The 12,982-nt window shown below is 64.3% G+C and carries 14 protein-coding genes and 1 tRNA gene; all 15 read right to left on the bottom strand.

The features are described from left to right. Positions 1–7 precede the first annotated feature (7 nt). On the bottom strand, positions 8–313 hold the full coding sequence (nuoK, locus tag DX03_RS06220) for an NADH-quinone oxidoreductase subunit NuoK (protein WP_017355932.1): 306 nt from the start codon (positions 311–313) through the stop codon (positions 8–10). Then, a complete protein-coding gene (locus DX03_RS06215) occupies positions 310–969 on the bottom strand; it encodes an NADH-quinone oxidoreductase subunit J (RefSeq protein WP_181406245.1) in 660 nt (219 codons plus the stop codon). Before DX03_RS06215 ends, nuoK begins: the two co-directional genes overlap by 4 nt. A 6-nt stretch (positions 970–975) precedes the next feature. Next, on the bottom strand, positions 976–1,464 hold the full coding sequence (gene nuoI, locus DX03_RS06210) for an NADH-quinone oxidoreductase subunit NuoI (RefSeq protein WP_038687244.1): 489 nt from the start codon (positions 1,462–1,464) through the stop codon (positions 976–978). A gap of 3 nt (positions 1,465–1,467) precedes the next feature. Further along, positions 1,468–2,559: an NADH-quinone oxidoreductase subunit NuoH gene (gene nuoH, locus DX03_RS06205; RefSeq protein ID WP_038687242.1), complete on the bottom strand. Its 1,092-nt coding sequence runs from the start codon at positions 2,557–2,559 to the stop codon at positions 1,468–1,470. Beyond that, on the bottom strand, positions 2,556–4,808 hold the full coding sequence (gene nuoG / locus DX03_RS06200) for an NADH-quinone oxidoreductase subunit NuoG (protein ID WP_038687240.1): 2,253 nt from the start codon (positions 4,806–4,808) through the stop codon (positions 2,556–2,558). The genes nuoH and nuoG overlap by 4 nt, the downstream gene beginning before the upstream one ends. Next, complete coding sequence (gene nuoF, locus DX03_RS06195) at positions 4,805–6,145, bottom strand: NADH-quinone oxidoreductase subunit NuoF (protein ID WP_038687238.1); 1,341 nt, start codon at positions 6,143–6,145, stop codon at positions 4,805–4,807. The genes nuoG and nuoF overlap by 4 nt, the downstream gene beginning before the upstream one ends. Before the next feature lie 3 nt (positions 6,146–6,148). Then, entirely contained in the window at positions 6,149–6,676 is a 528-nt protein-coding gene (gene nuoE / locus DX03_RS06190; protein WP_038687236.1) for an NADH-quinone oxidoreductase subunit NuoE, read from the bottom strand. Between the two features lie 94 nt (positions 6,677–6,770). Continuing rightward, positions 6,771–8,000 (bottom strand): NADH-quinone oxidoreductase subunit D, encoded by a 1,230-nt coding sequence (locus DX03_RS06185; RefSeq protein ID WP_244880231.1) that lies wholly within the window; start codon positions 7,998–8,000, stop codon positions 6,771–6,773. Between the two features lie 89 nt (positions 8,001–8,089). Continuing rightward, positions 8,090–8,842 carry an NADH-quinone oxidoreductase subunit C gene (locus DX03_RS06180; protein WP_038687235.1) on the bottom strand — a complete coding sequence of 251 codons (753 nt, stop codon included), beginning with the start codon at positions 8,840–8,842 and terminating at the stop codon, positions 8,090–8,092. 32 nt (positions 8,843–8,874) lie between these two features. Beyond that, the gene (locus tag DX03_RS06175; protein WP_038687233.1) at positions 8,875–9,429 is read right to left on the bottom strand and encodes a NuoB/complex I 20 kDa subunit family protein; all 555 of its coding nucleotides are present in this window, start codon (positions 9,427–9,429) and stop codon (positions 8,875–8,877) included. Further along, entirely contained in the window at positions 9,420–9,776 is a 357-nt protein-coding gene (locus DX03_RS06170) for an NADH-quinone oxidoreductase subunit A (RefSeq protein WP_038691968.1), read from the bottom strand. The genes DX03_RS06175 and DX03_RS06170 overlap by 10 nt, the downstream gene beginning before the upstream one ends. 113 nt (positions 9,777–9,889) lie before the next feature. Then, a tRNA-Leu gene (locus tag DX03_RS06165) sits at positions 9,890–9,974 on the bottom strand. A 64-nt stretch (positions 9,975–10,038) separates the two neighbouring features. Beyond that, positions 10,039–10,479 carry a preprotein translocase subunit SecG gene (gene secG / locus DX03_RS06160; RefSeq protein ID WP_038691966.1) on the bottom strand — a complete coding sequence of 147 codons (441 nt, stop codon included), beginning with the start codon at positions 10,477–10,479 and terminating at the stop codon, positions 10,039–10,041. Positions 10,480–10,534: 55 nt separating this feature from the next. Continuing rightward, entirely contained in the window at positions 10,535–11,290 is a 756-nt protein-coding gene (tpiA, locus tag DX03_RS06155) for a triose-phosphate isomerase (protein WP_038687231.1), read from the bottom strand. A 694-nt stretch (positions 11,291–11,984) separates the two neighbouring features. Beyond that, a complete protein-coding gene (locus DX03_RS06150) occupies positions 11,985–12,920 on the bottom strand; it encodes an isopenicillin N synthase family dioxygenase (protein WP_038687229.1) in 936 nt (311 codons plus the stop codon). Positions 12,921–12,982: the final 62 nt, after the last annotated feature.

Below are 12,982 nucleotides of genomic sequence, written 5' to 3'. Positions count from 1 at the left end.
CTACGGATCAGCCCTTCAGCGAGTCGACTTCGCCGACATTGATGGTGCGGCGATTACGGAACAGGGTTACCAGGATCGCGAGACCGATCGCGGCCTCGGCCGCGGCAACGGTGAGGATGAAGAACACGAACAGCTGGCCGGCCGTGTCACCCAGTTCCCGCGAGAACCCGACGAAATTGATGTTGACCGACAGCAGCATCAGCTCGACCGACATCAGCAGCACGATGATGTTCTTGCGGTTGAGGAAGATGCCGGCGAGGCTGATGCAGAACAGCAGCGCGCCCAGTGCCAGGATATGGCCGAGGGTGATCATGGCGTTGCCTCCTCGTCGCTGGACGGCTTGGTGTTGGTGTGGACCACCGGCTTTTCGACAGCCATCTTGACCACGCGCAGACGGTCGCTGCCCTTGACCATGGTCTGCTCGCTCGGGTTCTGGGTCTTCAGGCCGGTGCGGCGACGCAGGGTCAGCATCACGGCGGCGACCACGGCCACGGTCAGGATGACGGCGGCGAACTCGAACGGCAGCAGGTATTCGGTGAACAGGCTGCGGGCCAGCCAGGTGATGTTGGAGCTGTCGGCCGCCAGTGCGGCCGCGTTGTCGGCCGGGAACGGGTTGACCGCCCTGCCCTTCACCCCGATCAGCACCAGCATCTGCACCAGCATGGTGACCGCGACCACCAGGCCGATCGGCAGGTAACGCACCCAGCCTTCGCGCAGGTTGGTGGCATCGATGTCGAGCATCATCACCACGAACAGGAACAACACCATGACCGCGCCGACGTACACCAGCACCAGGGCCACGCCGAGGAACTCAGCGCCGACCAGGATCCAGATGCAGGCCACGGAGAAGAAGGTCAGGATCAGGTTCAATACGGCGTAGACCGGATTGCGCACGCTGATCACCGCCGCGGCGGAAATGCCCGCCACGATGGAGAAGACCCAGAAACTGATATTTACCCAATCCATCATTCGACCTCAGCGGAAAGCGGCATCGGCGGCGCGACGCTCGGCGATTTCGGCTTCAAGCCGATCCCCGATGGCCAGCAGCTGCGGCTTGGTAACGATGTTCTCGCCACGATTCTCGAAGTGGTACTCGAGGATGTGGGTCTCGACGATCGAGTCCACCGGGCAGCTTTCTTCACAGAAGCCGCAGAAGATGCACTTGAACAGATCGATGTCGTAACGGGTGGTACGGCGGCTGCCGTCCTCGCGCTTGGCCGAATCGATGGTGATGGCCAGTGCCGGGCACACCGCTTCACACAGCTTGCAGGCGATGCAGCGCTCTTCCCCGTTGGGGTAGCGGCGCAGCGCGTGCAGGCCACGGAAACGCGGCGACTGCGGGAACTTCTCCATCGGGTACATCAGCGTGTACTTGGGCTTGAAGGCGTACTTCAGGGTCAACCACAGACCGCCGAGCAGCTCGAGCAGCAGCAGGCTTTTGAAGTAATGGGTAATTCGATTCATCACTTAGACGCCCTTCTGGATCACGCCGTAGAACACCATCACCGCCGTCACTGCAATCCAGAGGATGGTGAGGGGGATGAAGACCTTCCAGCCCAGACGCATGATCTGGTCATAACGGAAGCGCGGGAAGCTGGCACGGAACCAGATGTAGGCGCTGGCGAAGAAGAACACCTTCAGCAGCAGCCACGGCCAACCGCCCTTCCACAGCCAGTCGATCCACGGCGAGATGTCCGCGTTGACCCAGCCCTGGATGGGGCTCAGCCAGCCACCGAGGAAGAAGATCGAGATCAGGAAGCTGATCAGGATCATGTTGGCGTATTCGGCCAGGAAGAACAGCGCGAACGCACCACCGGAGTACTCGACCATGTGGCCGGCCACGATTTCCGATTCGCCTTCCACCACGTCGAACGGCGCGCGGTTGGTTTCGGCAACGCCGGACACCCAGTACACGATGAACAGCGGGAACAGCGGCAGCAGGAACCAGTCGAAGAAGCCGGAGCTGCCGGCCTGGGCCATCACGATGCTGCTCAGGTTCAAGCTGCCTGAGGCGATCATCACGCCGACCAGGGCAAAGCCCATCGCGATTTCGTAGCTGATCATCTGCGCCGAGGCGCGCATCGCACCCAGGAAGGCGTACTTGGAGTTGGAGGCCCAGCCCGCCAGGATGATGCCGTACACGCCCAGCGAGGTCATCGCCAGCAGGTACAGCAGGCCGGCATTGGCATTGGACAGCACGATCTTGGCGTCGAAGGGAATCACCGACCAGGCCGCGAAGGCCGGGCCGAGCGTGATCAGCGGCGCAAGGATGAACATCGCCTTGTGCGAGCTGGCCGGCTGGATGATTTCCTTGAACAGCAGTTTGAAGACGTCGGCGAAGGCCTGGAAGATGCCCATGCCGACATACATCGGACCATGGCGGACATGCATCCAGCCGATCAGCTTGCGTTCCCAGACCACGAAGAACGCCACCGAGATGATCACCGGCATGGCGATCACCAGGATCTTCAGGATGATCCAGAGCAGCGCGCCGATGTCGCCCAGTGACAGCAGCCACTGGTGCAGCGGGTCGACCGCGTTCAACAGCAATTCGTTCATGCAGCCACCACCGTTACGCGAGCGGCACCCAGCGGTGCGGTTGCACCGTGGCCCGATTCAATCCAGACCGAACCCGCGGCGACGCGGGCGTCGACCACCACCGGCAAGGTGGCGCGACCGGCATCGGTGCCGACCTTGGCCATCTGCCCTTCGGCCAACTGCAGGCGGGCAGCATCGGCGGTGTTGAGCACGATGCGCGGCGCGGTGTTGAGCGGATGCGACTGCAACGCCTGGGCGCGACGGACCACCGCATCGGTGCGGTAGATCGCGGCGGTCGAGGTCACTTCCAGACCCTCGCCTGCCAGCGGCGTTGCAGCCGAGGCGGCAACGGTGACGCTGACCGGGGCCAGGCTGGCGCGCAGGCCGGCCAGGTCGATGAACTCGAAACCGGCCAGGGCCAGCTCGCCGCCCAGTGCACGCAGCACACGCCAGCCTTCACGCGCCTCGCCCGGCAGCTTGCCGCCGGCACGGGCCGACTGCTCGCGACCATCGAGGTTGGTCAGGGTGGCGTCCACTTCCGGCAGGGCACCGATCGGCAGGATCACGTCGGCGACGTCGCGGGTGGAGGCACAGGCGAACTGGCTGAAGGCCACCACCTGCGCACCGGCCAGTGCCTTGCGGGCAGCGGCGGCGTCGGCGAAGTCCAGGCCCGGCTCGATGCCGTAGATGGCATAGGCCTTGCGCGGCTGGGCCAGCATGGCGTTGACGTCCTTGCCGGCCGGCAGCACGCCGGCGCGGGACAGGCCCACGGCATTGGCACCCTGCGGGATACGGCACAGCTTGGCACCGGTGGCGGCGGCGAAATCACGCGCCGCGGCGCGGATCGCAGCAGCCTGCGGATGGTTTTCGGCGATGCCACCGACAATCAGCACGGCGTTGCCGGCCGAGGCGCTGACGGCATCACGCAGCGCGGCAGAGCCCAGCGCCTCGATGAAGGCCGACGGGGCGACGATCTGCTTGCTGGCCAGCTTGAACGCGAAGTCAAAGTCCACCGGGTTGACGGCGTGGATCTTGGCGTTGCGCGTGGTCTGCGCCTTGCGCAGGCGGGCATGCAGCAGCGGCAGTTCGTGGCGGATGTTGCTGCCCAGCACCACGATGCTGTCGGCGGCTTCGATCTCGGCCAGCGGCAGGCCGAACACTTCGGCGGTGGCGGCGTCGGAGAAGTCGCGGTTGTTGATGCGGTGGTCGATGTTGGTGGTGCCCAGGCCGGCGGCGAGACGGGCCAGCAGTGCGCCCTCCTCGTTCGAGGCCGACGGGTGCACCAGCACGCCGAGGTCATCGCCCTGGTTGGCGGCGAAGATTTCCTTGGCAGCGGCCAGGCCTTCAGCCCAGCTCACTTCCTTCCACTCGCCATTGACCTTGCGCAGCGGCTTGACCGCACGGTCTTCGCTGTACAGGCCCTGGTGCGAATAACGGTCGCGATCGGACAGCCAGCATTCGTTGACCGACTCGTTGTCACGCGGCACAGCGCGCAGCACTTCGCCGCGACGCACGTGCAGGAACAGGTTCGAGCCCATCGCGTCGTGGTAGCCCAGCGACTCGCGCGCGGTCAGTTCCCACGGACGGGCGCGGAACTGGAACACCTTGTTGGTCAGCGCGCCGACCGGGCACACGTCCACGACGTTGCCGGACAGCTCGGTGGTCAGCGGCTTGCCGTCGTAGGTGCCGATCTGCAGGTTTTCACCGCGGTACATGCCACCCAGTTCGTAGGTACCGGCAACGTCGGCGGTGAAGCGGACGCAGCGGGTGCACTGGATGCAGCGGGTCATTTCGGTGGCGACCAGCGGACCGATGTCCTCGTCGGGCACCACGCGCTTGCGCTCGTTGAAGCGGCTGACCGAACGGCCATAGCCCAGCGACACGTCCTGCAGCTCGCACTCGCCGCCCTGATCGCAGATCGGGCAATCCAGCGGGTGGTTGATCAGCAGGAATTCCATCACCGAGCGCTGGAACTTCAGCGCCTTTTCACTGCGGGTGGCGACCTTCATGCCATCCATGACCGGCGTGGCGCAGGCCGGTGCCGGCTTGGGCGACTTTTCAACGTCGACCAGGCACATGCGGCAGTTGGCCGCGATCGGCAGCTTCTCGTGGTAGCAGAAGCGCGGGATCGGGATGCCAGCCTTGTCGGCGGCCTGGATGATCATCGAGCCCTTGGGCACGACCAGGGACTGACCGTCGATTTCGACGGTGACATGTCCCTCAGGCACCACGGCCGGCGTCACGCCCGGATTGTTGGGTTGCGCGCTCATGCAGCGGCTGCCTCCACCTTCTTGCCGTCAACCATCGAATGACCGTTGACGATGTAGTACTCGAATTCGTCCCAGAACTGGCGCAGGAAGCCCTGGATGGGCCATGCCGCCGCTTCACCGAACGCGCAGATGGTGTGACCTTCGATCTGGCCGGCCACCGTCTTCAACTGATGCAGGTCTTCCATGGTGGCCTTGCCGGCGACGATGCGCTCGAGCACACGATGCATCCAGCCGGTGCCTTCGCGGCACGGGGTGCACTGGCCACAGGATTCCTTGTGGAAGAACTGGCTGATGCGGCAGGCGAACTTGACGCAGCAGACGCTGTCATCCAGCACCACGATGGCGCCCGACCCCAGCCCGGTGCCCAGGGCACGCAGGGTGTCGTAGTCCATCTGCAGGCCCTTGAGCTCTTCGGCCTTCAGCACCGGCATCGAGACGCCGCCCGGGACCGCGCCCTTGAGCGTGCGGCCCGGCTTCAGACCACCGGCCATTTCCAGCAGGTCGTCGAAGGTGGTGCCCAGCGGCACTTCGAAGTTGCCGCCCTTCTGCACGCAACCGGAAACCGAGAAGATCTTCGGGCCGCCGTTCTTGGTCAGGCTCAGGCCCTGGAACCATTCCGGACCGTTGCGGATGATCGCCGGCACCGAGGCATAGGTCTCGGTGTTGTTGATCGTCGACGGCTTGCCGTACAGGCCGAAGTTGGCCGGGAACGGCGGCTTGTAGCGCGGCTGGCCCTTCTTGCCTTCCAGCGATTCCATCAGCGCGGTTTCTTCGCCGCAGATGTAGGCGCCAGCGCCCAGCGCGCCGTAGATGTCGATGTCCACGCCGCTGCCAAGGATGTCCTTGCCCAGCCAGCCGTTCGCGTACGCGTCGGCCAGGGCCTGCTCGAAGTTCTCGAACGGCTCGTGGTGGAACTCGCCACGCAGGTAGTTGTAGCCCACGGTCGAGCCGGTGGCGTAGCAGGCGATCGCCATGCCTTCCACAACCGAATGCGGGTTGTAACGCAGGATGTCGCGGTCCTTGCAGGTACCCGGCTCGGATTCATCCGAGTTGCACAGGATGTACTTCTGCATGGTGCCCTTGGGCATGAAGGACCACTTCAGACCGGTCGGGAAGCCGGCGCCACCGCGGCCGCGCAGATTGGACTGCTTGACCATCTCGATGACCTGCTCCGGCGAGATCTTCTCTTCGAGGATCTTGCGCAGGGCGGCATAGCCACCGGTCTTGAGGTAGCTTTCATACGACCATGGGGTGTCGTAATGCAGGGTGGTGTAGACCACCTGGTGCGGCAACGGTGCGGGACCGACCGGACCACTGGGTGCGTGATGATGTGCCATGTCTTACTCCAACCCGTCCAGCAGCTCGTCGACTTTCTCGACGGTCAGGCGCTCGTGGTAATGGCCATTGATGACCATCATCGGCGCACCGGCGCAACCGGCCAGGCATTCTTCTTCACGCTTGAGGTAGACGCGGCCGTCGGCGGTGGACTGGCCGGTCTTGCAGCCGAGCTTCTTCTCGGCGTGCGCGACCAGGTCCTCGGCGCCGTTCAGCCAGCAGCTGATGTTGGTGCAGAAGGCAACGTTGTGGCGGCCGACCTTCTCCAGCTCGAACATCGAGTAGAAGCTGGCCACTTCGTAGGCCCACACCGGCGGCAGGTCCAGATACTTGGCCACGCCGGCGATCAGCTCGTCGGTCAGCCAGCCTGCATTCTGTTCCTGTGCGGCGTGCAGGCCCTGCAGGACAGCCGAGCGCTTGCGATCCGGCGGGAACTTGGCCAGCCAGTGATCGATGTGCGCACGGGTCTTGTCATTCAAGACCACCATCGGGTCGACGTCGCGCGCCGCCTCGAAATTACCTGTCGCCTTCATCGGCCGACCTCAGCGAATACGAAATCGTTAAAAACCAGAACCTGCAGCGCCGGCAGCAGCCGGCGGGTGTCAGGCATCGTGCAAGCGGATGCGATCACCGGTCCACCTCGCCGAACACCAGATCGTAGGTACCGATCATGGCGACCACGTCGGCGAGCATGTGCCCGCGTACGATCGAGTCGATCGAGGACAGATGGGCGAAGCCGGGCGCGCGCAGGTGCACGCGGAACGGCTTGTTGGCGCCATCGGACATCAGGTAGCAGCCGAACTCGCCCTTGGGCGCTTCGACGGCGGCGTAGGTTTCGCCGGCCGGGACGCAGTAGCCTTCACTGAACAGCTTGAAGTGATGGATCAGCGCTTCCATGTCGTCCTTCATGTCTTCCCGGCTGGGCGGGGCGACCTTGAAGTTCTTCACCATCACCGGGCCCGGGTTGGCCTTCAGCCACGCCACGCACTGCTTGATGATGCGGTTGGATTCGCGCATTTCGGCCACGCGGCACAGGTAGCGATCGTAGCAATCGCCTTCCTTGCCCAGCGGGATGTCGAACTCGACGGCGTCGTACTTGGCATACGGCTGCTTCTTGCGCAGATCCCAGGCAATGCCCGAGCCGCGCAGCATCACGCCGGTCATGCCCCAGGCATGCGCCAGTTCAGGGGTGACCACGCCGATGCCGACGGTACGCTGCTTCCAGATGCGGTTGTCGGTGAGCAGGGTTTCGTACTCGTCGACACGCTTCGGGAATTCAACGGTGAAGTTCTCGAGGAAATCGAGCAGCGAACCTTCGCGCGCGGCGTTGAGGTTCTTCAGGGCCTTGCCCTTGTGCCAGCGCGATTCGGTGTACTTGGGCATGCGGTCCGGTAGGTCGCGGTAGACGCCGCCCGGACGGTAGTACGCCGCGTGCATGCGTGCGCCGGAGACCGCTTCGTAGCAGTCCATCAGCTCTTCGCGTTCGCGGAAGGCGTACAGCATGACCGCCATCGCGCCCAGATCGAGCGCGTTGGACCCCAGCCACATCAGGTGGTTCAGGATGCGGGTGATTTCGTCGAACAGGGTGCGGATGTACTGCGCACGCTCCGGCGCCTCGATCCCCATCAGGGTTTCGATCGCGCGCACGTAGGCGTGCTCGTTGCACATCATCGACACGTAATCCAGGCGATCCATGTAGCCGATCGACTGGTTGAACGGCTTGGACTCGGCCAGCTTCTCGGTACCACGGTGCAGCAGGCCCACGTGGGGGTCGGCACGCATGATGGTTTCGCCGTCCATTTCCAGGATCAGGCGCAGCACACCGTGCGCGGCCGGATGCTGGGGACCGAAGTTCATCGTGTAGTTGCGGATTTCCTGGCGCAGTTCCGCCGGGTTGCTCGCAAAGGCCTGGTGGGCCTGGGGTTCACGCTTGCTCAGATCAGCACTCACTTTACTGCCTCCGTCTGCGCGCTTTCGCCGGCAGCGGTCTGGAAACGGGCATCGTCACGGATCACGCGCGGCACGCCGACGCGCGGCTCCACCGAGGTCACCGGTTCGTAGATCACGCGCTTCTTCTCTTCGTCGTAGCGCACTTCGACGTTGCCGATCAGCGGGAAATCCTTGCGGAACGGATGGCCGACGAAGCCGTAGTCGGTCAGGATCCGGCGCAGGTCCGGGTGGCCTTCGAAGATCACGCCGAACAGGTCGAACGCCTCGCGCTCGAACCAGTTCAGGCCCGGCCATACATCGGTCAGCGAGGCGACAACCGGCAGTTCCTCATTCGGCGCAAAGCAACGGATGCGCATGGTGAGGTTGTGCTGGTAGGAACGCAGCTGGGCGACCACGGCGAAACGCTGCAGCGGGATCGGCTGCGGCTGGGCGCCATCGCTGGTTTCGCGGGTGGGGAATTCACCCCAGGCGAAACGGCCGACGGACTTGCCCTCGACGCCACGGCTGAAGCCCTGGGACGACACATCGGCCGTATCCCATTCGTCGCTGCCGTAGCCGAGGTAGTCCAGGCCGCACAGATCGACGGCCTGCTCGAAACCGAATACGTCGCGCAGCGCCACAGCCGTGGCATGCCAGTCAGCGGCGGGCACTTCCAGCGTCACTTCGCCGCGGGGTTCGACCACGAAGACCTGCGCACCAGCAAAATGTGCGGAGAGTCGGTCGATGAAGGAAGGTGCTTGCTCTGCCATGGGGGCTTGGCGTGCTCTAGTCAGGAGGGAGGTCAGCGGGCGATGGTCTGCGTACGCCAGATCTTCTTCTGCAACTGCAGGATCCCGTACACCAGCGCTTCGGCGGTTGGCGGGCAACCGGGGACATAGATGTCCACCGGCACCACGCGGTCACAGCCACGAACCACTGCATAGGAGTAGTGGTAGTAGCCGCCACCGTTGGCGCAGCTGCCCATGGAGATGACCCACTTGGGGTCCGGCATCTGGTCGTAGACCTTGCGCAGGGCCGGGGCCATCTTGTTGACCAGGGTACCGGCCACGATCATCACGTCGGACTGACGCGGCGACGGGCGGAACACCACACCGTAACGGTCAAGGTCCAGACGCGCGGCGCCGGCATGCATCATTTCGACCGCGCAGCAGGCCAGACCAAAGGTCATCGGCCACATCGAACCGGTACGTGCCCAGTTCAACAGCGCGTCGACGCTGGTGGTCAGGTAACCCTTTTCCAGCAGCGGGTTGTCGCCCTCGGGGCGCAGGATGTCGTCGACCCGCCCTTCCGGGACCGGGTTGTTCATCAGGCCGTCGAGCGTCTGAATCACTCCCATTCCAGCGCTCCCTTCTTCCAGACGTAAATGAAACCGAGGAAAAGCATGCCTACGAAGAGGCCCATCGTGACCAGCGAGCGTGCGCCCAGTTCCATGAAGACCTGGGTCCACGGCACGATGAAGATGATTTCCAAGTCAAATACGATGAACTGGATCGCGATCAGGTAGTAGCGCACATCGAACTTCATGCGCGCGTCCTCGAAAGCCTCGAAGCCGCATTCGTACGGCGAGAGCTTTTTCAGATCAGGACGTCGTGGACCGAGGAATCGGCCAACCAGCATCAGCGAAACGCCGATACCGGTGGCAACGATCAGAAACAGCAGAGACGGCAAATATTCGGCCAGCACAGCGATTCTCTCTTGCCTCTGCCGCGACGCCTGCAGGCGTGTTGGCATGGGGGAGTGGACGGATACCGCTACCTGGCGCTTTGCGCGCCAGACGAACCCGCTTACAAACAAAATGGTGCCCAAGAGGGGACTCGAACCCCTACGACCTAAGTCGCTACCACCTCAAGGTAGTGCGTCTACCAATTCCGCCACCTGGGCTTACGTTCGCAAAGAGGGGTTTCCCTATCGGATTCCCTCAGTGCGCCGCATATTGTAACCGTCTTCAGCGAGTCTGGGTGCCTTCCGAAGGCTTTTCTTCACCAGATTTCGGCGTTTCCGCCTGAGCCGGCACAGTAGCCTGCGGAACCGACTGCTGCACAGCGGTTTCCGGGGCCTTGGGCACGGCCGGCAGCTCGCCTGCCGGGGCGGCCGGGGTCGTTGCGACCGGGGCCGACATCAAACCAAGATCCTGCTGGGTGGCCGGGCGCGAGCCATGGCTGGCGTACCAGGCCATGAACAGGCTGATGCCGAAGAACACCACGGCCAGCCACTTGGTCGACTTGGACAGGAAGTTGGACGCGCCACGCGCGCCAAACACCGTGCCCGAGGCGCCGGCGCCGAAACCCGAGCCTGCGGCAGCACCGGAACCACGCTGCATCAGGATGAGCGCGATCATGGCGACGGCCACCAGCACGTAGACCACATTGAGGATCAACATCAGCATTTCGAATCCGTCCTCGGACATGTTCGTGCCGGCGGTTGGCCGGCAACATTACTAATTAGCGCCCGGCCGCCGCAGTGGCGATGGCCAGGAAGTCCGCGGCGACCAACGAGGCGCCGCCCACCAGCCCACCATCGACATCGGGCTGCGCGAACAGTTCCCCAGCGTTGTCGGGCTTCACGCTGCCGCCGTACAGGATCGGCAACGAATCGGCGATTCTAGCATCCAGCTTGGCCACTTCGCCACGGATGAACGCATGGACCTGCTGGGCCTGCTCCTTGGAGGCGGTGCGGCCGGTGCCGATGGCCCAGACCGGCTCATAGGCGACAACGGCGTGCTGGAAGCCGGCCGGGCCCACCAAGGCAAGCACCGGGGCGAGCTGGGCGGCGATGACCTGCTCGGTCTGGCCGGCCTCGCGCTGCTCCAGGGTTTCGCCCACGCACAGCACGGGCGCCAGGCCGGCATGCAGGGCGGCGGCGAACTTGCGGGCAACCAGTTCGCTGGTTTCATTGTGGTACTGGCGGCGCTCGGAGTGGCCGACCAGGCCGAACCGGGCCCCGACTTCGGCCAGCATAGCGGCGGAGACCTCACCGGTGTAGGCGCCCTTTTCGTTGGAGCTGACATCCTGCGAGCCGAAGGCGATGGCCCGGCCCTCAAAGGCTTCGACCAGCTCGCCCAGGTACGGCAGCGGGGGCAGGATCACCACCTCGACGCCATCGACCGGCAGGCTGGCGACCAGGTCGCTGACCAGGTCGGTGGCGAATTGGCGGCTGCCGTGCAGCTTCCAGTTACCGGCGACGATCTTGCGGCGCATGCGGTGCTCCTTTGGGTATCAGCCGGCAATGATACCGGATGAAACGAAACGGCGCGGTTGCGAAAACGCTTACATTTCAAATGGATATTGGTTTTGTCCGAAAGGCGGCAGCTGGAACTTCATCGCGCGGGTCGGGCGCGGGCGGGGCGGCGGGACACGCCGTGAACCCATCCATGGGGGCTCTTAGGCGACATCCATGTCGCCTAAGGTCCCGCCGCCCCGCCCGCGCCCGCCCATGACAGTTGGCCGTTTCGCACGGGAAGGCGAAGGAGCGTGCCGACCAACGGTCAGCACCTACCCATCCCCATCCCCATCCCCATCCCCATCCCCATCCCCATCCCCATCCCCATCCCCATCCCCATCCCCATCCCTACCCCATCACCCATCAGCAATCACCCGCAGCCTCACCCATCCGCAGACCCAAAGCGCCAGCAGCAAGCCTGCCCCTGCCCTCGGCTCCGGTCGCAGCAATCTGTGAGGTCGGGCGCTGCCATGCCCCGCCGGGACCTTAGGCAACATGGATGTTGCCTAAGAGCCCCCATGGATGGGTTCACGGCGTGTCCCGGCGGGGCATGGCAGCGCCCGACCAACCGACAGCAACCGACCAGCCGGCAGTTGCCGTTGCCGTTGCCGTTGCCGTTGAATTTGACGTTAAAAAGAAGAAGGCCGCCTTCCGGCGGCCCTCCTCCCAACATCATTTCAGCTTGATCTCGCGCAAACGCTCTTCCAGGAAACCATGCGCCGTAATCGGCTCCGGATAGCGGCTCGGGTTCTCCGGCGTGATGCAGGTCGGCAGCACATCGATCAGGAAGTCCGGATTCGGATGCAGGAAGAACGGCACCGAATAGCGCGGCTGGCGCGCCTGCTCGCCCGGGGGATTGACCACCCGGTGGATCGTCGACGGATACACATGGTTGGTCAGACGCTGCAGCATGTCGCCAATGTTCACCACGATCGTGTCCGCGTCCGACGTGAACGGCACCCACTTGCCCTCGTGCGACTGCACCTCCAGCCCCGCCGCGCTCGCCCCCACCAGCAACGTGATGAAGTTGATGTCGCCGTGTGCACCAGCGCGCACGTTCGGAATGTTCTCGGCGGTGATCGGCGGGTAGTGGATCGGGCGCAGGATCGAATTGCCGTTGTTGGTCTTGTCCGCGAAGAAATCTTCCGGCAGCCCGATGTGCAGCGCCAGCGCCGACAGCACCCGCGACCCCAACTGGTCCAGCGCCTGATACAGCGCATAGCCACGCTCGCGGAAGTTCGGCACCTCGGACGGCCACAGGTTCGGCGCCATCACGTCACGGTACTTCGAGTCGTCCGGAATCTCGCGGCCGATGTGCCAGAACTCCTTCAGGTCGAAGTGCTGCGAGCCCTTGGCCGTCTCCACGCCGAAGGCCGTGTAGCCGCGCGCCCCGCCGCTGCCCGGCACGTGGTACTGGCGCTTGGTCTCTTCCGGCAGTGCGAAGAAGGCCTTGAACACCTCGTAGGCGGCGTCGATGTCGGCCTGCGGGATGCCGTGGTTGCGGATACCTGCGAATCCCCATTCGCGGTAGGCCGCGCCCAGCTCGGCAACGAAGGCGTCGCGGTCACTGTCGAAACGGGTGATGTCGAGGGTCGGGATCTGGCTCACAGCGGTTCCTGGCTTGTTCGGATGGGTCACAGGCCATCTCACTGGCCCGGCTGAACATTGTG

Source organism: Stenotrophomonas rhizophila (genome assembly GCF_000661955.1).
Lineage (GTDB): Bacteria > Pseudomonadota > Gammaproteobacteria > Xanthomonadales > Xanthomonadaceae > Stenotrophomonas > Stenotrophomonas rhizophila.
Note: the sequence above shows the minus strand (reverse complement) of the source record. Positions and strands in the feature narration are given on the sequence as shown.

Coding starts and splice junctions, on each gene's coding strand:
- DX03_RS06185 (WP_244880231.1), bottom strand. CDS start 8,000: ATGAACTTCGGTCCCCAGCATCCGGCCGCGCACGGTGTGCTGCGCCTG.
- tpiA (WP_038687231.1), bottom strand. CDS start 11,290: ATGCGCCGCAAGATCGTCGCCGGTAACTGGAAGCTGCACGGCAGCCGC.
- DX03_RS06175 (WP_038687233.1), bottom strand. CDS start 9,429: ATGGGAGTGATTCAGACGCTCGACGGCCTGATGAACAACCCGGTCCCG.
- nuoF (WP_038687238.1), bottom strand. CDS start 6,145: ATGGCACATCATCACGCACCCAGTGGTCCGGTCGGTCCCGCACCGTTG.
- nuoE (WP_038687236.1), bottom strand. CDS start 6,676: ATGAAGGCGACAGGTAATTTCGAGGCGGCGCGCGACGTCGACCCGATG.
- nuoH (WP_038687242.1), bottom strand. CDS start 2,559: ATGAACGAATTGCTGTTGAACGCGGTCGACCCGCTGCACCAGTGGCTG.
- DX03_RS06215 (WP_181406245.1), bottom strand. CDS start 969: ATGATGGATTGGGTAAATATCAGTTTCTGGGTCTTCTCCATCGTGGCG.
- DX03_RS06180 (WP_038687235.1), bottom strand. CDS start 8,842: ATGGCAGAGCAAGCACCTTCCTTCATCGACCGACTCTCCGCACATTTT.
- nuoK (WP_017355932.1), bottom strand. CDS start 313: ATGATCACCCTCGGCCATATCCTGGCACTGGGCGCGCTGCTGTTCTGC.
- nuoI (WP_038687244.1), bottom strand. CDS start 1,464: ATGAATCGAATTACCCATTACTTCAAAAGCCTGCTGCTGCTCGAGCTG.
- secG (WP_038691966.1), bottom strand. CDS start 10,479: ATGCTGATGTTGATCCTCAATGTGGTCTACGTGCTGGTGGCCGTCGCC.
- nuoG (WP_038687240.1), bottom strand. CDS start 4,808: ATGAGCGCGCAACCCAACAATCCGGGCGTGACGCCGGCCGTGGTGCCT.